General features: G+C 42.3%; 16 protein-coding genes. 8 read left to right on the forward strand and 8 right to left on the reverse strand.

The genetic code is table 11. The features are described from left to right. Positions 1 to 205 precede the first annotated feature (205 nt). On the forward strand, positions 206 to 1,378 hold the full coding sequence (gene rpoD, locus FNW02_RS04635) for an RNA polymerase sigma factor RpoD (protein ID WP_191756401.1): 1,173 nt from the start codon (positions 206 to 208) through the stop codon (positions 1,376 to 1,378). 138 nt (positions 1,379 to 1,516) lie between these two features. On the opposite strand, the gene FNW02_RS04640 is transcribed toward rpoD, so the two are convergent. The 3 genes from FNW02_RS04640 to gyrA form a co-directional block, all read right to left on the reverse strand. Next, positions 1,517 to 1,702, reverse strand: a complete 186-nt coding sequence (locus tag FNW02_RS04640) for a chlorophyll a/b-binding protein (RefSeq protein WP_191756402.1) — start codon at positions 1,700 to 1,702, stop codon at positions 1,517 to 1,519. A gap of 374 nt (positions 1,703 to 2,076) precedes the next feature. Further along, entirely contained in the window at positions 2,077 to 2,541 is a 465-nt protein-coding gene (locus FNW02_RS04645) for a GNAT family N-acetyltransferase (RefSeq protein WP_191756403.1), read from the reverse strand. Between the two features lie 8 nt (positions 2,542 to 2,549). Further along, positions 2,550 to 5,066 (reverse strand): DNA gyrase subunit A, encoded by a 2,517-nt coding sequence (gyrA, locus tag FNW02_RS04650; RefSeq protein ID WP_191756404.1) that lies wholly within the window; start codon positions 5,064 to 5,066, stop codon positions 2,550 to 2,552. Positions 5,067 to 5,572: 506 nt separating this feature from the next. On the opposite strand from gyrA, the gene FNW02_RS04655 reads away from it, so the two are divergent. Further along, positions 5,573 to 5,977 carry a response regulator gene (locus tag FNW02_RS04655; protein WP_191756405.1) on the forward strand — a complete coding sequence of 135 codons (405 nt, stop codon included), beginning with the start codon at positions 5,573 to 5,575 and terminating at the stop codon, positions 5,975 to 5,977. Positions 5,978 to 6,194: 217 nt separating this feature from the next. On the opposite strand, the gene FNW02_RS04660 is transcribed toward FNW02_RS04655, so the two are convergent. After that, positions 6,195 to 7,100, reverse strand: a complete 906-nt coding sequence (locus tag FNW02_RS04660) for a tetratricopeptide repeat protein (RefSeq protein WP_191756406.1) — start codon at positions 7,098 to 7,100, stop codon at positions 6,195 to 6,197. 626 nt (positions 7,101 to 7,726) lie between these two features. Between FNW02_RS04660 and FNW02_RS04665 the strand changes: the two genes are divergently transcribed. The 5 genes from FNW02_RS04665 to FNW02_RS04685 all read left to right on the forward strand — a co-directional run bounded on the left by FNW02_RS04665 (position 7,727) and on the right by FNW02_RS04685 (position 13,820). Further along, on the forward strand, positions 7,727 to 8,152 hold the full coding sequence (locus tag FNW02_RS04665; protein WP_191756407.1) for a hypothetical protein: 426 nt from the start codon (positions 7,727 to 7,729) through the stop codon (positions 8,150 to 8,152). 105 nt (positions 8,153 to 8,257) lie between these two features. Next, on the forward strand, positions 8,258 to 9,814 hold the full coding sequence (locus FNW02_RS04670) for an efflux RND transporter periplasmic adaptor subunit (protein WP_191756494.1): 1,557 nt from the start codon (positions 8,258 to 8,260) through the stop codon (positions 9,812 to 9,814). A 153-nt stretch (positions 9,815 to 9,967) separates the two neighbouring features. Next, entirely contained in the window at positions 9,968 to 11,239 is a 1,272-nt protein-coding gene (locus tag FNW02_RS04675; protein ID WP_191756408.1) for an ABC transporter permease, read from the forward strand. 372 nt (positions 11,240 to 11,611) lie between these two features. After that, positions 11,612 to 12,283, forward strand: a complete 672-nt coding sequence (locus tag FNW02_RS04680) for an ABC transporter ATP-binding protein (protein WP_162395350.1) — start codon at positions 11,612 to 11,614, stop codon at positions 12,281 to 12,283. Between the two features lie 85 nt (positions 12,284 to 12,368). After that, positions 12,369 to 13,820 (forward strand): TolC family protein, encoded by a 1,452-nt coding sequence (locus FNW02_RS04685; RefSeq protein ID WP_191756409.1) that lies wholly within the window; start codon positions 12,369 to 12,371, stop codon positions 13,818 to 13,820. A 21-nt stretch (positions 13,821 to 13,841) separates the two neighbouring features. On the opposite strand, the gene FNW02_RS04690 is transcribed toward FNW02_RS04685, so the two are convergent. Beyond that, positions 13,842 to 16,469, reverse strand: a complete 2,628-nt coding sequence (locus FNW02_RS04690) for a hybrid sensor histidine kinase/response regulator (protein WP_225225418.1) — start codon at positions 16,467 to 16,469, stop codon at positions 13,842 to 13,844. A 579-nt stretch (positions 16,470 to 17,048) separates the two neighbouring features. Here FNW02_RS04690 and FNW02_RS04695 point away from each other — a divergent pair. Next, positions 17,049 to 17,705, forward strand: a complete 657-nt coding sequence (locus FNW02_RS04695) for a pentapeptide repeat-containing protein (RefSeq protein ID WP_191756410.1) — start codon at positions 17,049 to 17,051, stop codon at positions 17,703 to 17,705. A 129-nt stretch (positions 17,706 to 17,834) separates the two neighbouring features. On the opposite strand, the gene FNW02_RS04700 is transcribed toward FNW02_RS04695, so the two are convergent. From FNW02_RS04700 to fraC, 3 genes are all read right to left on the reverse strand, one after another. Then, the gene (locus tag FNW02_RS04700; protein WP_191756497.1) at positions 17,835 to 18,614 is read right to left on the reverse strand and encodes an ABC transporter permease; all 780 of its coding nucleotides are present in this window, start codon (positions 18,612 to 18,614) and stop codon (positions 17,835 to 17,837) included. A 97-nt stretch (positions 18,615 to 18,711) separates the two neighbouring features. Continuing rightward, a complete protein-coding gene (gene fraD / locus FNW02_RS04705) occupies positions 18,712 to 19,719 on the reverse strand; it encodes a septal junction protein FraD (RefSeq protein WP_191756411.1) in 1,008 nt (335 codons plus the stop codon). Between the two features lie 63 nt (positions 19,720 to 19,782). Further along, positions 19,783 to 20,325, reverse strand: coding sequence for a filament integrity protein FraC (gene fraC, locus FNW02_RS04710; protein ID WP_191756412.1), 543 nt, complete (start codon positions 20,323 to 20,325; stop codon positions 19,783 to 19,785). Positions 20,326 to 20,615: the final 290 nt, after the last annotated feature.

The raw sequence follows: 20,615 nt of genomic DNA on the forward strand, positions 1-20,615 counted from the left end.
ACAATATTGACTAAGGTGAACCAGTCACCTTCAGCAGTAGCTTAAAATAAAGTGAAAAACCCCTCCTCCCGGAGGTGTAAAAGTTCCGAAAATAATTCTGGCAAATCAGCTAAAAATTCTATTTTCGGTTAGCAACCAGCTCGATTAAAAGAGCAGTAAACACATCTTGAGTAATTGATTCTGCAAGGAGCATGAGGAACGCGGCATGAACCAGGCTAACAACGTACTCGAAAGCATATATCAGCCTGACCTAGAAATAATAAATCAGCCTGAGCTCGAGTTAGAAGAACTCTTAATCGAAGATGAAGAGGACTTGCTGATCACGGATGATGGCGAAATTGATGAGTTTTTAGAGCCTCAGTCTGATGAGGACGACGCAAAGTCTGGAAAAGCCGCTAAATCGCGTCGTCGGACACAAAGCAAGAAAAAGCACTATACCGAAGATTCGATTCGGCTTTACTTGCAAGAAATTGGTAGAATTCGGCTGTTGCGGGCAGATGAAGAAATTGAATTGGCGCGGAAAATAGCCGATTTACTTGAATTAGAGAGGGTGCGGGAACGGCTTTGCGAGCAGTTGGAGCGCGATCCTAAAGATAGTGAATGGGCAGAAGCGGTACAATTGCCATTGCCAGCTTTTCGTTATCGTCTGCATGTTGGTCGCAGGGCGAAAGATAAGATGGTGCAATCGAACCTGCGCCTTGTGGTTTCAATTGCTAAGAAGTATATGAATCGTGGCTTGTCGTTCCAAGATTTAATTCAAGAAGGTAGTCTTGGTTTGATTCGCGCTGCTGAAAAGTTTGACCACGAGAAAGGTTATAAGTTTTCTACCTACGCTACATGGTGGATTCGTCAAGCAATTACCAGGGCGATCGCAGACCAATCCCGCACTATTCGCCTTCCGGTTCACCTTTACGAAACCATTTCTCGGATTAAGAAAACTACCAAGCTACTATCTCAAGAAATGGGTCGCAAACCGACTGAAGAAGAAATAGCCACTCGCATGGAAATGACCATTGAGAAGTTGCGGTTTATTGCTAAGTCCGCTCAGTTACCTATTTCATTAGAAACGCCCATTGGGAAAGAAGAAGATTCTCGATTGGGCGATTTTATTGAATCTGATGGTGAGACACCAGAAGATCAAGTCTCCAAAAATCTTCTGCGCGAAGATCTTGAAAAAGTCCTCGATAGCCTCAGCCCCCGCGAACGTGATGTTCTCAGACTCCGCTACGGTTTGGATGATGGCCGGATGAAAACTCTTGAGGAAATTGGACAGATTTTCAACGTCACTCGTGAACGAATTCGTCAAATTGAGGCGAAGGCACTTCGCAAGTTACGCCATCCGAATCGTAACAGTGTTCTTAAGGAATATATTCGGTAGTTATTAGTCATTAGTCATTAGTCATTTGCTTTAGACAAATAACCAAGGACAGATAACAAAGGACAAACAATAAAAAACCTGGTAGTGAATAAGCACTCCAGGTTTTTTTATTTATAGGTCATCTTGATATTTTAAAACCTATAGGATGCCCCAAAAATGTAAGAAGCCTTGGCCAGAGAAAAGCTCAATCAAAGCAGCTGCTAAAAAGCCGATCATTGCCAAACGACCGTTCCAAACTTCTGCTTGTGGGGTAAAACCCCAACGCCAAGCGTTGCGATCTTCAATTACAGGAGTGGTAACTTTTGTTGTAGTTGCATTTGTCATAATAGACGCTCCAAATTAAATTTGCTAAGGTTTATTGCTTTCTGTAAACTAATATAACAATAAATTTTCTAATTGCAACAAGTTTTTTATACTTTTGTTGCTATAACTTGACATAAAGACATTTAATTGAGCAATCTATTTTAAACATCAGCCTTCAGGTGGATTTGCTGAAGTTATATCAAGATCACACCGACTTTCGCTATCATCAATAGTATCAGTTTATTGAGAGTATTTATCAACTATTTTAGCTTGAGGGTGTGCATTGCAATGCCCAGGCTACTGTGGTCTATTCTTATGCAACCCGCTCTAGTTTAAAATTTTTAGCATTTAATGAAAATGCCTAGATTCAAAAACACTTAGATTAGTACCATAGATTAGTACCAGACAATCTCCATCTCGTTTGTCGTTGAAGCAAAATTAAGCTTCTCGTAGATACGCTTACCATCTTGGGTAGCGTGAAGCCATATGCGTTTTGCCTCAGTTGCTTTGACAAAGCTGTTAATTTCTTTTAGCAGTGCTATAGCAATTCCTCGACCACGCCATGCAGGAACCGTATAAACGTTCATGACGTAGGCTTCTAAGCCTGATAGATTACCGTTATGCGGAGGTCTTTGAAAAAATACCAAGCCGCTAGTGGCAACAATTTGATTATCCATATCAGCCACCCAAGCCAAAAACTCACCTTGGGGCATTTTTTGTGCAAGATACTTTCGAGTTGCTTGTGCTAACGTTGCTGTGTCAGTATCACCTTTAATGTCTCCAACTTCGCGCAGGAGTTCAAGGCGCAAATCAACAAGTGCCTCTAAATCCTGCAAGTTGGCTTGTCGTAAGTTGAACATAACTCTTGTTATGAGCGCACTTCGACAACAGTAATCACTTTTTCATCGCGGTTGAGTTGGAGGATGCTTTCACCCTTAACATCTCTACCTAAGATCGGCACTGTTTCCACGGGTATCCGCACTACTCGCTCTTTATTCGTTAGTAGTGCTACCTCACCGGAAGCGATCGCCATTACCATACCAGCTAAGTTATCAGTTTTGCTGGTAAATTTTAGCCCTTGTGTGCCTAAATCACCACGATTAGCCCGTTTTAGCTGACTCGCAGGGATGCGCTTGGCGTATCCTTCTTGAGTAACCAGTAATAATTGATCTTCCCCACCCACGGTTACACAGCCAACCATTTGCTCATTTTTCCGTAGCCGTAATGCTTGTAAACCCATTGCAGTCCGACCCATAATGGGCAACTGTTCATCATTCACCGCGAACTTCAACAAGCGTCCACCGGAACTGGCTAAAATTAAATTTTCCTTTGTATTAGTGAATTGGGCAAATAACAATTCATCATCTTCTTTGAGCTTCAAAATTGTAATGCCGCGACGAGTCAAGTTAGTAAATTCCCCAAGAGATAGGCGCTTAATTCGTCCCTGTTTTGTTAGGAAAATCATCTGTTTAGTTTCAAGATTTTCCGGCAGCAAAAAGCGGTTGATCACTGCTTCTTGAGCACCTTGAGCAGTAGTACTAAGCATGGTGATCAATGGTCTTCCTCTGGGAGAACGTCCAGTTGTTAGGGGAATTTCTCCCACTTTGACAGGATAGACTTTGCCACCACTGGTTAGTATTAACAACTCTTTGTCTGTCTGGGTCAACTCGCTTTGGATAATAAAGTCATTATCGTGCAGACCGTTTTCTGCTTTCGGCTTTTTAGCTGACGGTGGAGTGCGGCGTACATACCCTCGTTGGGTAAACTCTAAAACTGCCTCTTCTGGAGGCTCTGCAAATTGGAGTTCCGGCTCCGCTTCGGCTCCTTTAGTAGTTTTTTGCCCTTCTGCTCCTCTGCTTTGCTCCTCTGCCCCTCTGCTCCTGTTCTCCTCTAATATTTTCGTACGCCGGGAATCGCTGTATTTGCGCTTGAGCGATCGCAAGTCTTTTTTCAGTACTTTGAGTAATTCTCGGCGATCGTTTAGTAATCGGCGCAACAACTCAATTTGCTCGCTGAGTTGCTCAAATTCTTGTTGCAAGTTTTGCTGTTCTAAACTTGTGAGGCGGCGCAATGGCATAGCCAGAATTGCATCTCCTTGTACCTCACTCAAATCTAGTCGGCTACAAAGGTTAATTTTTGCCGTACTGCCGTCGGCAGCTTGCCGTAAAATTTCAATTACCTGATCCAGGTGAGACAGCGCTTTCAGCAAACCTTCCACTACATGCAACCGACTTTCTGCTTTACCTAACTCGTAACTGTAGCGGCGGTTAAGCGTCTGCTCTCGGAAAATCAAAAACTCCTGCAACATTTGCCGCAAGCTTAACTGGCGTGGTTGTCCATTCACCAAAGCTAAGAGAATCGCCCCAAAATTTATTTGCAAAGCGGTCTGGTGATACAAATGCTGGAGAACTTCTTGAGGATTGACATCGCGTTTGAGTTCAATTACTACCCGCATACCTTCGCGATCGCTTTCATCCCGGAGATCAGAAATTCCTTGCAAGCGTCCTTGATTTACCAAGTCCGCGACTTTCTCAATCCAGCCTGCTTTATTTACTTGATAAGGCAATTCTGTAATGATAATTGCTGTCCGCCGCTTGCTTCCCCTAGTGGCTGGAATTTCCTCCAAGTTGGCGACTCCCCGCAACACAATTCCACCTTTCCCTGTGGTATATGCCTCACGAATTCCCACCTCACTGATAATTTCTCCGCCAGTGGGAAAATCTGGCCCTGGAATTAGCTCGAACAACTTTTCATCTGACAAATCCGGCTGGTCAATTAAGGCAATTAAGCCATCGACTATTTCCCCCAAGTTGTGCGGTGGGATATTCGTTGCCATCCCTACAGCAATACCAGTGCAACCATTGAGCAAAAGGTATGGCAACTGAGCAGGTAAAACTGTCGGTTCTTGTTGGGAATTATCGAAGTTGCCAATAAATTCTACAGTTTCTTCCCCAATTTCCGCCAGCATTCCCTCATGGCTAATGGGTGAAAGGCGCGTCTCTGTATAGCGCATCGCCGCTGGTGGGTCATTATCGACACTGCCAAAGTTACCATGTCCTGCCAGCAAAGGATAGCGGCTAGAAAATTCCTGCACTAGCCTGACTAAGGCATCATAAACTGCTTGGTCGCCGTGGGGGTGATACTTACCAAGCACATCTCCCACTACACGGGCACATTTCCGATATGGTCTATCTGGTGTCAAACCAAGTTCGTGCATCGCATACAAAATGCGGCGGTGAACTGGCTTTAAGCCATCACGTACGTCTGGTAACGCCCGCCCAACAATCACACTCATGGCATATTCTAAGTAAGACCGTTGCATCTCGGTATGCAGGGCTGTTGTAATGACCTGTCCCGTAGGGAGAAGGTTTAACTGTTTTGCCATGAGTTTTTTCCCTGAATTTTAACTACACAAAAACCGCTGCAACTGAACACTGTAGCAAACACAGCATAACGGATGAAATGAGATTCCTAAAACAATCTTGATAGTCAAATGATAAAAAGCAGTAGTATTATCCTTGATGACGGGGATGCAAATTCACTATTAAAAAGGAGGCAAATAAGTGTTTTGATCAAGTGGTAATCTGCTCTTGCTTAAAGATTGCACATAGTCAGTAACTAGGATAATTTCCATGATTGTGTTGTTTGATTTTGAAATAAATCGGAGCAGCAGTTTCCGAGAACTCTGTAGCTTGTCCTGCGGAACGCTACGCGAACCTGTAGGATGCGCCGACGGACGGTAATAGCTTTGCCAACCCCTGCCGTAGGATGCCCAAAGGGCTGTAGGGCTAACAGAAGTTCGGTGATTTTCAGATAAGTCTGAGTATAGAAGCCTCTGCTTAGAACTTCGGAAATTCTTGAATCCCCCTCACCTATATAAATAAAATTCTCATGAAAACCGTTTTGATTGTCGAAGACGATCTAATTAATGCTCGCGTTTTTTCCAAGATTTTGTCCAAGCGTGGTGGCTTGGATGTGAAACACACAGAAAATGTTGAAGAAGTAATAAAAATTGCCCAATCAGGAGAAGCCGACCTAATTTTGATGGATGTTTCTCTGTCCAGAAGTGTTTACCAGGGTAAGTCTGTAGATGGGATCAAGATTACACAAATGTTGAAATCCGATCCAAAAACAGCAAATTTACCTGTTATTTTGGTTACGGCGCACGCTATGGAAGGCGATCGCGAGAACTTCCTCAAACAAAGCGGTGCTGATGGCTACATTTCTAAGCCAGTTGTTGACCATCAACAGTTTGTTGACCAAATCACCGCACTTCTACCCAAAGACGACCACTGAGAATTAACGACTTATTTCAGGAATAATCCCCCTGTAAATCTTTTAGGTGACTATTTCCTCTCTTTATCAGTATATATGTACTATGAAAAGGTGGTATTAGGCAAGTATTAATAGAAAAGTTGTGAGTACCGAAGATTTGGGCGGTGGAAGCCGCTCAAACTTCTGACTGAGTTATGAGTTGAAATGTTTAACTCATAACTCCTGACTTGTATCTCTCCTATTGAGTAGGCTGAAGCCTTGGGGTTGATGAGTTTTCCCGTTGCTGTAAGGCTGCTTGAATACGGGGTAATTCTAGAAATTTTTTCGTATCAGAAAGTAGACGTTGACCCCAGAGATTTTCTTTAAGAAAATCTAAATTAGCATAGCGCTGATCTATACGCAGTGCAGCTTCTCCTAAAGTTAGTCCTTGTTGGCGTAAGCGTAGCTCGCCGGAGGCATCGCCTTTAGTATACAGTGCCACTGCCAATGCCAATAAAGGTTCTGCGGCTTGCTTATCAAGCGTAACAGCAGATTGCCATTGCTTAATCGCTGCTTGGGTATCGCCTTGCTCGTAATTGATTAAACCAATGTTGTTAATTGCCGGCCAGAATTTTTTATCTTGTGAGACGGCTTTATTATACTGAGTGATCGCATCAGGCAATCGACCCAACAAATAGTAAGCATTACCTAAATCAAATAACCCTTCTGGATCGTTGGGTTTTAACTTCAAACCCGCTTGGTAATTATCAACCGCCGCCTGGTAATTTTTCTGTTGAAAACTAACTGAACCTAAAGCAAACAGAATGTCAGGATTTTTGGGGTTGAGAGATTGTGCCTTTTTCAGAGTTGCGATCGCACTATCAAACTCTTTGGTTTGCAATTGCAATCCACCTAACAGCAACCATACTTTATCATTCTTAGGAGCCAATTGAGTGGCCAGCCGTGCTCGCGGCATAGCTAACTCAACCTGTTGAAACTGAGCCAGTTGAGCCGCCTCCTGGGCTAGACTCAACCCCTGCTTCTCCAACTTCGCTGCATCAAGTTGCAGTGTATGAGGGATGAGTGCCTGTGCGTGAGCTGCTCTTGGCATACTCCACAAACTACAGACAACCAGAAGAGAAATCAAACTAACATGTTTGGGCACACTACCGCCTCTTAGCCACAAATCAAAGAATCTTTCAGTTAGCTTAAACGATCTCCGCTGTTGACGGCATCAAAATTTTATAACTTCTGGAGGAAAAGCCCACTATTTTGAGACTGGCTTGCTGAGTGCTGAAGCGCGGATAGCTATGGTTTAGCCCGTGCTGAGTAGAGACGCGATTAATCGCGTCTCTACAGGAGTTATGTGTTTTGTACTTTTATGGGGAAGCAAGCTATGCATAGCATCTTTGTTGGGATACCCGATTAATACTTCTAAAACCTATTTTTAGATAGATTTGTCTGAATTATTTTGGCAATATGCTTTAGCTAAATTTTGATTTTTTTGCTTATAAAACTGAGTAGAGCGATCGCATTAACTAATCATCATCAAGTTAATCAAAGATTGCAAAACACAACGTAGATTATTCTGTGAATATCGCTTGAGGAAAATTGGTGACTTTGGTCATATACAAGTTGGTAAGTACTAGTGACTTTGGTCATACATAGGTTTTGACTTTTTAATAGATAATTATATTGTATGAATTTATACGAGGAGTCTATTAAATAGGAAGATTACTTAATCAAAACTTCAGCATAATAAAACTTTAGTGCAAATAAGGAGTCAATTCTATGTTGAAACGAAACCGTGCATCCTTAGTCTTAGCTGCTGCCTTAATCATTGTTCCAACTATCTTGTCTATGCCTGCAAATGCTCAGACAAAAGTCTACGTTGTTGGTGAACGCGAGCAAAATTGGGATCGCGACGGCAGACGCAACTATAGGAATCGAACTCCTATAAACAGACGTGATTGGAACCGCAACAATGAACCCAGTTCAAGAATAGTTAGGCTTCGCAATGGTGACATCAGATATCCCAATGGGCAAATTGTTCCTGCAAGAAGGATAGTCAGACTGCGTAATCAAGGTTACTACAGACTTCCTAATGGGGATATTCTTCTTCCTACTCAGGAAATTGTTCCTGCAAGGAGATTAGTTAGAGTGCGTGATGGTCACTTTAGACTTCCTAATGGGGTGGTAGTTCAAATAAACCTTTAAGACATTAAAAACTGAAAAAAATAACAAGTATAAGGCTGCCAGTTTATAGTTCTAGCTGTTATGAACAAACTTGGTAGCCGTTCCTTCTAGACTAAAAATATGGATATGAAAATTGATACATCACCTGCTGTAGATTCATCGCCTTTGATTCCACAAGTGAAAAAAGGCAAAAAGAATCGTTGGTTGTCTTGGCTAATCGCTCTTTGCCTTTTGGGTGGAATTGGCTATGCAGTTTATTACCAGATAGCTGTGCTTCCCCGCCAAGAAGCCAGACGCCGGGTACTGACACAGCCTGTAGAAAGGCAGAGCTTAACAATCACGGTTTCAGCAAACGGAACAGTGAAGCCTGAGCGGTCAATTAACCTCAGCCCGAAAAATTCAGGCATCCTGAAAACACTTTTAGTTAAGGAAGGAGATACCGTCAAACAAGGACAGATTGTCGCTTACATGGATGATTCCAATCTGCGAGGACAACTCACCTCTGCTCAAGGTCAATTGGCACAAGCCCAGGCGAATTTGCAAAAAGCACAAGCAGGCAATCGCCCTCAAGATATTGCCCAATCACAGGCACAACTGGACGAAGCCCAGGCAAATCTGCAAAAGGTACAAGCAGGTAATCGTTCTCAAGATATTGCCCAAGCCCAGGCTCGCTTACAAAGCGCTCAAGCTACCCTTCGTAAAACCGAAGATGATTTCCGTCGCAATCAGCAACTTTATAATGCCGGAGGAATTTCCCTTCAGACTCTCAATCAAACCCGTGCAGATCGTGATAGTGCTCAAGCCCAGGTAAATGAAGCACAGCAAGCACTGGCTTTGCAAAAAGCCGGGTCACGTCCAGAAGATATTGGGCAAGCACGAGCTGTGGTAAACCAGAGACAGCAAGCTTTGGCACTCCTAAAAGCCGGAACGCGCCAAGAAGATATTGATGCCGCACGTGCTCAAGTAACTTCTGCCCGCGGCTCACTGCAAAATATCCAATCCCAAATCAATGACACAATTATTCGCGCACCCTTTGAGGGTGTGGTGACAAAGAAGTATGCTGATCCAGGCGCTTTCGTGACTCCCACGACTGCTAGTAGTGACGTATCTTCTGCCACTTCTTCTTCAATCTTGTCTCTAGCTTCGACAAATGAAGTTGTAGCCAACTTAGCCGAAACAAATATTTCTAAAATCAGCCTTGGTCAAAAAGTCAAGATTAAAGCGGATGCCTATCCAGGAAAAATCTTTGAAGGTAAAGTCAGCCAAATTGCTGCCCAATCTGTAGTAGAGCAAAACGTTACCAGTTTTGAAATTAGAGTATCACTTTCAGATCCACAAAGGATATTGCGGTCTGGAATGAATGTAGCAGCAGATTTTCAAGTCGGTCAATCGGAAAATGTCCTAGTAGTGCCAACAGCCTCAGTGGTGCGCCAAGAAAATGCCACAGGTGTATTTGTGGCAGGACAGAATAACAGACCTGTATTCACTCGCATTGAAACTGGTGTTACCGCGAATAACTTTACTGAAGTTAAATCTGGATTGCAAGGAAACGAAAGAGTGTTGCTCAGCTTTCCACCAGGGTCACGACCACAATCAACACCACGAGGAGGGGTTTTTCCTGGTTTAGGAGGAGGTGGCCGTTCATCAGGTGGTGGTCGTTCTCAACGTGGTGGTTCTCCGTAAGGGGGAGCAGGGGGAGCAGGGGGAGCAGGGGGGCAGAGGAGAGAATAATTAATGACAAATGACAAATGACTCCTATCTTCTCTCAATACTCTGCGACGCTTGTACTTTGCTAACGCCGCGATTAGTTAAAGTTATTTTTTTAATACAACAAATATGTTTAAGGGCTTTTACAAAGTTAAAAATACCCGCACAGTGCCGTTGCTGGAAATATTGACAATGGCAGCAGAGACTTTGTGGAGTAACAAATTACGCACAGGATTAACTATGCTGGGTGTGATTATTGGGATTTCCTCAGTCATTGCCATTACCTCTGTCGGTCAGGGTGTGCAAAAGGGAGTTGAGCAACAAATACAAGCTTTGGGGACAGATGTGTTGCAAATTTTGGCTGGTGCGGCCAGAAGTGGAAATGTCCGCCAAGGGATAGGTTCTAGCAGTACCTTAACTTGGGAGGATGCGAAAGCGATCGCCACACAAGCGCCATCTGCTCAGCTGGTTTCTGCTTATCTCCAACGCAGCGCCCAAGTTGTTTATGCAGGACAAAACACATCAACAATCATTTATGGCACAGATTTGAATTACCCAGAAGTGAGAAATACTCACCCTCAACAGGGAAGATTTTTTACTCAAGAAGAACTAGATACTGCCGCACAGTTTGCCATTCTTGGCCCTACAGTCCAAAGCACACTTTTTGGACAGGGTGGTAATGTCATCGGCGAGAAAATTCGGATTCAGGGAGAAGCTTACGAAGTGATTGGGGTGATGGAACCTAAAGGTTCTCAGGGCCCGATGGATCGGGATGATCAAATCTTTATTCCTCTAACTAGTATGTCGAAGAGACTGGTTGGTAATAATGCTCTGGTGGGCGTTTCTGTAACTGGTATTTTAGTCAAAAGTGCCAATCAAGAACAGTTAGAAGCTGCTCAGTTTCAAGTCACCAATCTCTTACGCCTGCGTCACAACATTTATCCACCACAAGCTGATGATTTTCGCCTGACTAACCAAGCAGATATTGTTAGCACTTTTACTAATGTTGTGGGTTTATTTACAGTCATGGTAGTAGCGATCGCTGGTATCTCTCTAGTCGTCGGCGGTATTGGGATTGCCAATATCATGCTGGTTTCCGTTGTGGAACGGACGCGGGAAATCGGCATTCGCAAAGCAGTAGGAGCTACCAATTCAGCAATTCTCAACCAATTTTTAGCTGAAGCGATCGTAATTTCAATTGCTGGAGGAGGAATTGGTATGGGAAGTGGCATTTTAATTGCTTTTGCTGCTGCAACTATTTTCAAATTTCCGTTTGTTATTTCTTTGTGGTCAGTCATTGTCGGATTTGGACTCTCGTTGACTGTTGGCTTAATTGCTGGGGTAATTCCAGCACGGAACGCCGCCAAATTAGACCCCATTACCGCTTTACGCAGCGATTAAGCTTAGCAGTACTGAGTAATAAACCTCTAACATGAATATCTAAAAATAAAAATTTTAAAGTTCACGCAGAGGCGCAGCGAAAAGTCGGAGCGCCGACTTCCGGCGATGGTCTGTTCACTGCTGAGAGGCGCAAAGCCTTGCGCCTCTCCCTTGTGTCCAGAGGATACAAGGCAACCGTTCTTTTAGAACGGTTGGGCAGTAAGACCCGCATAGCGTTCTGAACTTTTCAAGACAGAGACGCAGAGAGTAACAAGAAATTTGCGTTGCTGAATCAAAGTATAAAATTCAAAAATTCAGTTTCTCAAACTCTTTTTCTCTGTGCCTCCGCGGCTCTGCGTGACATAAATACATAGTCTCAATCAGCACTCAATTATGACAACAATGATTTGGCTGGAATCTATTACCAAAACTTATTACTTAGGAGAAGTCACCGTTCCAATACTCAAGGGAATTCAACTCTCCATTGAGGAAGGGGAATATGTGTCTATTATGGGTGCGTCAGGTTCAGGTAAATCTACGTTGATGAATATTGTGGGATGTCTAGATCGTCCCACTACTGGACACTATATTTTTGAAGGCAGAAACCTAACTACTTTTGATGATGATGAATTAGCGTATATTCGTAACCAAAGAATAGGTTTTGTTTTCCAACAATTTAATTTATTGGCACGGGCAACAGCGCTGGAAAATGTTATGTTACCAATGGTTTACGCCAATTTACCAAAGCCAAAACGCCGTGAAAGGGCATTGGAAGCTTTGGAACGAGTAGGTTTAGGGGAACGGATTTCTAACCGTCCTAGTCAACTCTCTGGCGGACAACAACAACGGGTAGCTATTGCTCGCGCTTTGGTCAACCGCCCTGCATTAGTCTTGGCAGATGAACCAACGGGAGCTTTAGACACTGAGACTTCCCACGAGGTGATGAGTTTACTGACGGAACTTAATCAGCAAGGCATCACGATTGTGATTGTTACTCATGAACCAGACATCGCAGCCCAAACTAAAAGAATTATTCGAGTACAAGATGGTATGATTGTCAACTGATTCTGTAAATTAAAATCAGAGGGGTAATTTTTGATCGCATCCTCAAAGTTGTAGAGAAATAAAATTAATTACCGCATCAAAAGATATGAATTTTATTTTATTCTTTGTGCATTCTACCTGGATTACCGTGGCGATCGCTTTTCTCATCCCAACTTTAGCTAGAAGTGCAGATGCAACAACTCCCCCACAAACTCAGAAATCCCCAAGCGTCACGGGTAGTGGTTCTGTACAAGTTCCCAATTCCCTCAATCCCAATCCTAATCTTCTACAGTTTCCCACTAAGTCAAAAGAAGTAACGATTCAGGCCACTGTGCCAATTAGCTTAGCGCAAGCTTTGGAACTAGCACGACGCAACAATCGAGAGCTACAAGTAGCCCTGTTAGAATTAGAACGCAGTCGCTCGGCGCTACGCGAGTCTCAAGCTGCTTTGTTTCCTACTCTTGGTGTTAATAGCGGTATTACCAACAGTGGTAATAATCTGATTACAAGTCCACCTGCTGGTAGTACATCTTCATCCAGTACATCTTTTAATGGTTCAGCACAACTGAATTATGACCTCTATACCTCTGGTAGTCGGCAAGCTAGAATCCGAGCAGCTGAAGAACAGCTACGGTTAGATGAGTTAGATGTTGAGAACAGGTCTTTGGAAATTCGGCTGAATGTCACAACTGAATATTATGATTTGCAACAAGCAGATGAACAAGTACGAATTAATCGATCTGCTGTGGAAAATGCCCAGGCTAGTTTACGGGATACTCAAGCTAGAGAGCAAGCTGGAGTGGGTACGCGATTTGATGTGCTGCAAGCTCAAGTAAATTTAGCAAATGCCCAACAAACTCTAACTAATTCTCTCTCCCAGCAGGAAATTGCCCGTCGTCGATTAGCAACTCGGTTAAGTTTGGCGCAGTCAGTGAATATCAGTGCAGCAGACCCCGTACAATTAGCGGGTCTTTGGCAACCAACAGTAGAACAAACTATCATCCAAGCTTTTCAAAACCGTCCAGAACTACAACAGTTTTTGGCACAACGTAATATTAGCGAGCAACAGCGACGACAAGCACTTTCATCTCTGGGGCCGCAAATTAGTTTGGCTAGTAGTTATAGCCTGCTAGATCGTTTTGACGATGGTGTCGGCGTTACTGATGGCTACTCAGTGGGAGTTCAAGCAAATCAAAATTTGTTCGATGGAGGAGCAGCAAGAGCGCGTGCGGCTCAATCGAGAGCTAATATTGCGATCGCTGAAAATCAATTTGCTAATCAGCGTGACCAAATTCGCTTTGATGTAGAACAGTTCTATTCTCAGTTGCAAGCCAATCGGGATAATGTGCAGACTTCTTCTCTAGCTTTAAATCAAGCTAGAGAATCTCTGAATCTAGCTAGACTGAGGTTTCAAGCTGGTGTAGGCACTCAAACAGAGGTGATTGCTGCTGAAAACGACCTGACAAGAGCAGAAGGTAATCGAGTCGCAGCTATTTTAAATTACAACCGCGCTCTAGCTAATTTGCAACGCTCTGTTACTTCTAGAAATTCACCCTAGATTAGGACGAAAAGACAATATCTAAACTTTTTTATCAGCAAGTCTAACAACAGCTGTAACTAACTCAGAAGGTTCTGCTGGTTTCGTAACGTGCATCTGAAAACCTGCGGAAATTGCCTGTTGTTGATTATACTCTCCAGCATAGGCAGTGAGAGCGATCGCTGGTATCTGTCCCCCCTGTTCTGGTAGCCAGGTTCTAAGTTGGCGAATCAGCATATAGCCGTCCATGTCGGGCATCCCAATATCGCTCAATAGAATATCTGGCTTGGACTGTGCTAACGCTTGCAATGCCTTTATCGCCGATGACACCGCGATCACTTCTGCCCCTTCCTCTGACAGGACGAAGCTGATAAAGTCCCGCGAGTCGGTGTCATCATCAACAACCAGTATTCTAAATCCCTGAAGATTGCCCAAGTTGGAGTTTACTTCGTCCTCTTGTTGGCTTTCGCTGGCGATTGCGTTTGTATGCCAGAGTGGTAAATTAACTGTAAATATTGCTCCCTGTCCTTCGCCAGCACTTGCTGCTAAGACTGTACCACCGTGTAATTCTACTATCTGTTGGACAATCGCAAGCCCTAGTCCCAGTCCACCAAATTTTCTGGTAGTAGCGCTATCTGCTTGGCGAAAATAATCAAATACATAAGGTAAAAAGTTAGGGTCAATCCCCTTACCAGTATCAATGACTTGGATTTGAGCACAAGAGTCAACATGCTCTAGCCTAACTTCTACTCGCCCGCCTGGGGAGGTAAACTTGACGGCGTTGGAAAGTAAATTCCAGATAACTTGTTGCAAACGATTAGAATCACCCATTACTAAGAATGTAGGATGAATCTGATCATCTTCAGGAACGAGCAACAATTTCATATTGATGGATTTTGCTTCCGCCGCTAAACGTACTGTCTCCAGTGCAGCCGAAACAGTTGATACTAGGTTTACCTTGCCAACATTTAACGTCAGTTTGCCCTGGAGAATGCGCGAGACATCCAGTAAGTCTTCAATCAGTTGCGCCTGTAACTTGGCATTTCGCTCAATTGTTGCTAAGGCGGCTGCTGTCTTTGCGGCGTCAAATCTACGACTTTGGAGTAGCTTAGACCAACCCAAAATCGGGTTCAGTGGCGATCGCAACTCATGAGAAAGTACAGCTAGAAACTCATCTTTGATGCCGTTCGCCTCTTCAGCTTGAGTCCGCGCCTGCTGTTCGGCTGCATACAACCGGGTGTTTTCAATTGCGATCGATGCCATTTGGGCTAACTGTACAATAATGGCTTCGTCTTCTTCGGTAAACTCACCCTCGTATTTATCAGATAACTGAATTAATCCAATATTACGACCATCACGTCCAATTAGCGGTGCAGCTAACCACCCACGCATCGGGGGATGTTTTTCGGCTTCTTTGCCAAACCCCAGCCACCTAGGATGAAGTTCCAGTTCGGCTTGAGTCATCCGCATAGGACGATTCGTATGGCAGACGCAGGCATAAATCCCTGTACCATCAGGCTTTTCACGATAATCTCGCCATGCAGCGTATTTATTTGAGAGTGAAATCGAACTGATCGATTGTGCCCAACTACTCTCAATCGTCATACTGGTAACTGATTGATGTGCGCCGATAATAGCACGCGCCTGCTCCGTAATTAAGCGGATGACTTCTTCGATAGAGAGTGTGGAATTAATCTTTAATGCTGCCTCAGTCAACCCATGTAATTGGCTGGCGTATTGCTGCGATCGCACTAGCATTTTTTCCTGTTCTACTTCTGCTTGTTTGCGATCGGTAATATCAATACATAAGCCAATATAACCAAGAAAATCATTCTCTAAAGTGAAGCGTGGTGCTCCTATATCTAAAACCCAACGATATTGCCCATCAAAGCGTTTGAGCCGATACTCCATTCTAAAATCTTCACGGACATCAAACGCATTGGCATAAGTTTCTAAACAGCATTGTAAATCATCAGGATGCACTCCTTGTGTCCAACCATGACCAATTTCTTGCTCCATCGTCCGCCCTGTAAATTCCAGCCAAGGCTTATTGAAGTAGTAACAGAGTTGATCAACGCCAGACATCCAAATCAGGGTAGAATACGCATCTGCTATTTGACGAAATCGTTCCTCACTCTCCTGTAATGCTGCTTCTAACCTATTGCACTCAGTGATATCTATATCTATCGCTACCATCTGCATTAATCTGTCTGTTTCGTCTATCCGTTTCTCGCGCGTGATATCACTAAAGGTTGAAACAATCGCGTAGGGTGCGGTTTCATCAGCCATGAATAAGGGCTGCGAGTTCATCAACAGCCAAATTAACTCACCTTTTGGTTTATACAAACCCATAACAAAGTTTAAACAGGGCTTGCCTGTATTCCAAGCAACTATAGCTGGGTGAGTTTCCGCACTCAAAGGCGATCCGTCTTCATGAATAGCTTGCCAAGAGGAATTGAGGAAAGTCCATCCCTGTATCTGCTCGGACGTGATTCCCAAAATACGCTCGGCGCTGGTATTACATGCTTGTATGCTACCATCAGCAAGCTGAAACAGCATCCCTTGTTCGGCAGTAGCGATCGCCGAGTAATACAGTTGTCTGTTGCTATGTGACGGATTCTTTAGCTGCTCATCAGTCAGCTGATAATCTAACTTTTCCTGATCTTGCATCTTGTTAGCTTCAAAGAACTAGACGGAAGTTTTTTGTCCAATAATTGTCCAATAAATTTAAGCTGACTCACTTAGAAAGTAGTTAGCTAGCAGGTTTTTCACAGGAATACTGTATATTTTTGCATAAAAAAAACCCCGTTTTCTTGTAATTCAATTTGGGAAGCAAATAAATCCTCCTAGAGATAGGGGTTTAATAAAAACGTTGATAATTTAAAACTATTTAAGATTATTGTTACTCTTGCTAAGTAAATGATTTTACAAATACTTAGTAAAAAAATACTACTATAAAGGGAACTGGGGACTAAGGATTGAGAACTAAGTACTGGGAACAATTTACTGGATAAATATTAGCTCATTCCCAATTTCTAATCTTTCATCCCTTTTATCAATATTTCGTGACCTATGTCAGCATTTTTTGTTTGAATAATCACTGTAAGGGCGTATTTTCAAGTTTTTAGTGATTTTTCTGGAATTTATTAGCGATTATTTGCTTAGTTCGTTTACTTTGGGGTGTACTCTCAATATACGGTAGCTTGCAAAAACAGTCTTTAAAATAAATTACACCCTGAGGTGAATGCCATGAGAAATTATGCTGACCAGCAGGAATTTATATTAAGTCAAATTACAAATAAATGTTTTGATCAACGGGATTTAAGTGGATGTGACTTGAGTGGAATCGACCTGAGAGCAGTTGATTTAAGTGGTGTTAACTTTATAGGAGCAGATTTGCATGGTGCAGACCTATGTGGCTGTGTTCTAACTCGTGCAAATTTAAGTAATGCAAATTTAATGGAAGCTAATTTGCGTGAAGCTAATTTGAATGAAGCTTCTTTGTGTGAAGCTAATTTGATAAATGCTGACTTAACACAAGCAAATTTGTGTGGAACTTTCTTATGGCGAGTGAAATTTACAGGTAGTAAACTTTGGGGTACTTCTTTGTGTGGTGCGGATTTGAGTGAAGCAGACTTGAGCAAAGCCATATTAATTGAAGCATCCCTGATTGAAGCTAATTTAGTCAGAGCAAATCTCGCAGGAGCAAAGTTATGTGGAGCAATATTACTAGAAGCTAATTTAACCGAAGCTAATTTAAATGGTGCAGACCTCACATGGGCAAACTTAACCAAAGCAAACTTAAGTGAAGCCAACCTTTGGGAAACCAACCTGATTTATGCAAAGTTTCGGGATACCATCATGCCTGATGGCACAATTGAGCAACCTCAGATATTGGTTTATTGAAAGTGGGGGCTGGGGATTGGGGATTGGGGAGCAGAGGGGCGGAGGTCTACGGCAGGAACCCCCAACGCGGGGCGGAGGGGCGGAGGGGCGGAGGAGAGAATAATTATGACGATGACAAATGACAAATAATTAAAACTCACGTTGTGAAAAGACGAAAATAGCGATCGCCAAGAGCATGACACTGTACAATAAGCCATAGCCAGCGCTAGTAATCAATGCAATTGTATCGGGTAGTGCTTGCAAACCATAAACGGCGTCATTTTTCAAGTCTAATCGTGATAAATCAGGCAAAATGAGATACAAACCTTGTGTGAGGCGTTCCATACCTGGATTGCGACTAAGACGACCTAATTGTACTAAATCTTGGGTAATATTCCCTATTAAATAAACGGCGAATGTTAAAGCAGTTGCTAATAGTGAGTCAGTAAAAACACCCAAGGCAATAGCTACAGCACCGATTAAAGACAACTGTAAAAATAGGAAAATTGCAGCAATCAGAATACTCACCGTCGGTTTATCAATATTACCAAATTGCAAAAATCCCAGATAAATTGTTGTCATCGCAGCGATTAGTACGGCTAGCACTGCGGATAAGCCTAAATATTTGCCAATAATAATTTCACTACGACTGATAGGTTTTGCAATTAACATCAAAACAGTGCGTTTTTCAATTTCTTTGTTAACCAACCCCGTACCTATAAATATCACAACAATTAAACAAATTGCACTTATCGCCGCCATTCCGAAGTCTAAAAACATTTTATCTTCAGTCGTTGCCGCAAATTCAGGGAGTACGCGGAAAGCGATCGCAATTATTACTGCATAAAAACCGATAATATATAGGATGCGATCGCGTACCACTTCCTGAAACACATTCTTTGCTAGTACAAAAATTCTGCTTAAGTTCATAGTCATTTGTCATTTGTCATTAGTCAAGAGACGCGATTAATCGCGTCTGTACAAGAGTCAAAAGTTATTTTTCCCCCTGCCCCCTGCTCCCTGCTTCTCACTGCTGTGGAGGCGGTGGCCCTGCAATAAATTTATTGACGCGATCGCATTCAATTTCTGCAACTGTGATATTATCCCCAGTTCCATTGGTTGCTGCAACTGGTTCGACTCGACAAGATTTTTTGAGGTAATAGCCGCGTGGATTAGAACTAGGGCCTGTCCAAATACTTAGTAAATCTAATATATACCCAGACTTAATATTGGCTACACGCGGTTCAACACGCCACAGATTTTTCTCTTCATATTCTGCTAAGTTATTTGCAATTACTTGTTTACCTGCATTGCCTACCTGTAGCTTTGCATCTAACAACCATCTCTCGACTTCTGACCAAGGTCTTTCAGCTATTTGTTCTTCTATTAGTGGTTGAAGTTTTTCTAGAATTACAACACCGTTTTGTGGGATTTTTTCTGGGCCTTGTGTTCTCACAACAAAGTTACTACGCTTAAAATTATCTGCCTGCAAACTGGGATATTCTCGTAACCAATTATCCATCACAAAGTAAAATTGAATCCAACAACTGAGCAACATACAACTGGCAACTAAAATTAGGATTCTTTGGCGGTCTTCCGGTTTAGGAATCTGAGCTTTAGCGTCAGTATCAGTTCCTTCAATAAATTCTGGAATTGCTGTAATTAGTGCTGAAATTGTTGGCCAAAGAACAATTGTTCTTGGTGTAATTACATCCTCTTGATCTCCAAAGGCAAAAACACTAACTAAGAATCCGGTAATTACTGCTCCGACTGGCATAAAAGTACCAGGAACCCTTAACGGGTCTTCAGTGGTATACCAAGCTGTACCAGAAATTAAAAATAACCAACCACAAAATGCAATTATATCTCTTATATAACCCGTAGCAAAATATGATAGCACCCAAGAAAAAACACTCAAGTAAATAAATGTTTGCCAGGAATAAGCTTTAGGTGGAACTAATACCTTTTTAACTCCTGCGTAAAGCCCTTCAATAAATTTAAATACTCCAAATGCATCTTTAAACAATACGTTCATAATTTACCTCTCTATACTAATTAAGTAATCACTGTTTATCCTCTAACCAAAACAATGAAAATTCTACTGCCTTGAACTAATAAATAAAACAATAGTAATAGCACTATAGCTCAGTGAATTGGCTATTAATGTAGTGGTAGCCAAATTTGTACTTTGCAATTTAGCACTGCTTAAACGACGCCATTTCCTTCGTGGAGATGTTTGAGTTTCCTCTTCTCTTTTCCAAGGTGTTTCAGTTAATGATAGGAGTAAAAATCTTAACAAGAAAAACTTCATTAAAAAAGTAGCAAAGAAAATTATAAAAGCAGTTAGTATTAGTAAAGTTTGGGCACTAGCTGATTTAAAGTTATTAAAAAAGACATAATTAATTAGTTCAGATTTAAACTGTATTGGTAATATTGGCTCAGATACAAAAAATATAAACCAACCAAGTACGCTCGAAAATAAATTTACAGAAATGGCATAAAAAGTACTAGTCTTTTTATCAAATTTTAGCCGATTGTTAAAAACATAAGCTTCGATGGGAATAGCCATCAGTATAAATAAAAAGTCAAACAGAATTGCACCAATAGGAAAAATTGTAGGAAGTGTCAAGTTTTCCAGCATAAAGGGTCAAAGGGAATGGTTAACTTTAGAGAGTATAACTGTGATCAGCTGATGTGCGTACAAATTGCACATTTTGCGTCAAGACTGTTATTTGTATTTTGTAGTATAAATGACCAATAATAATCCTTTTTAGGTCGTTGACAGTTGACAGTTAACAGTTAACCGTCAACTGTCAACCGTCAACCATCAACCGTCAACAGTCTTTCGTGTTATCCCATCCCCTTTTAGGAGTGGGATGAACTTATCCCTACCTGAGAGTGCATAACGTTAGGTAAGATGAAAGACTTCCA

It is taken from the genome of Komarekiella delphini-convector SJRDD-AB1 (genome assembly GCF_014831675.1).
Lineage (GTDB): Bacteria > Cyanobacteriota > Cyanobacteriia > Cyanobacteriales > Nostocaceae > Komarekiella.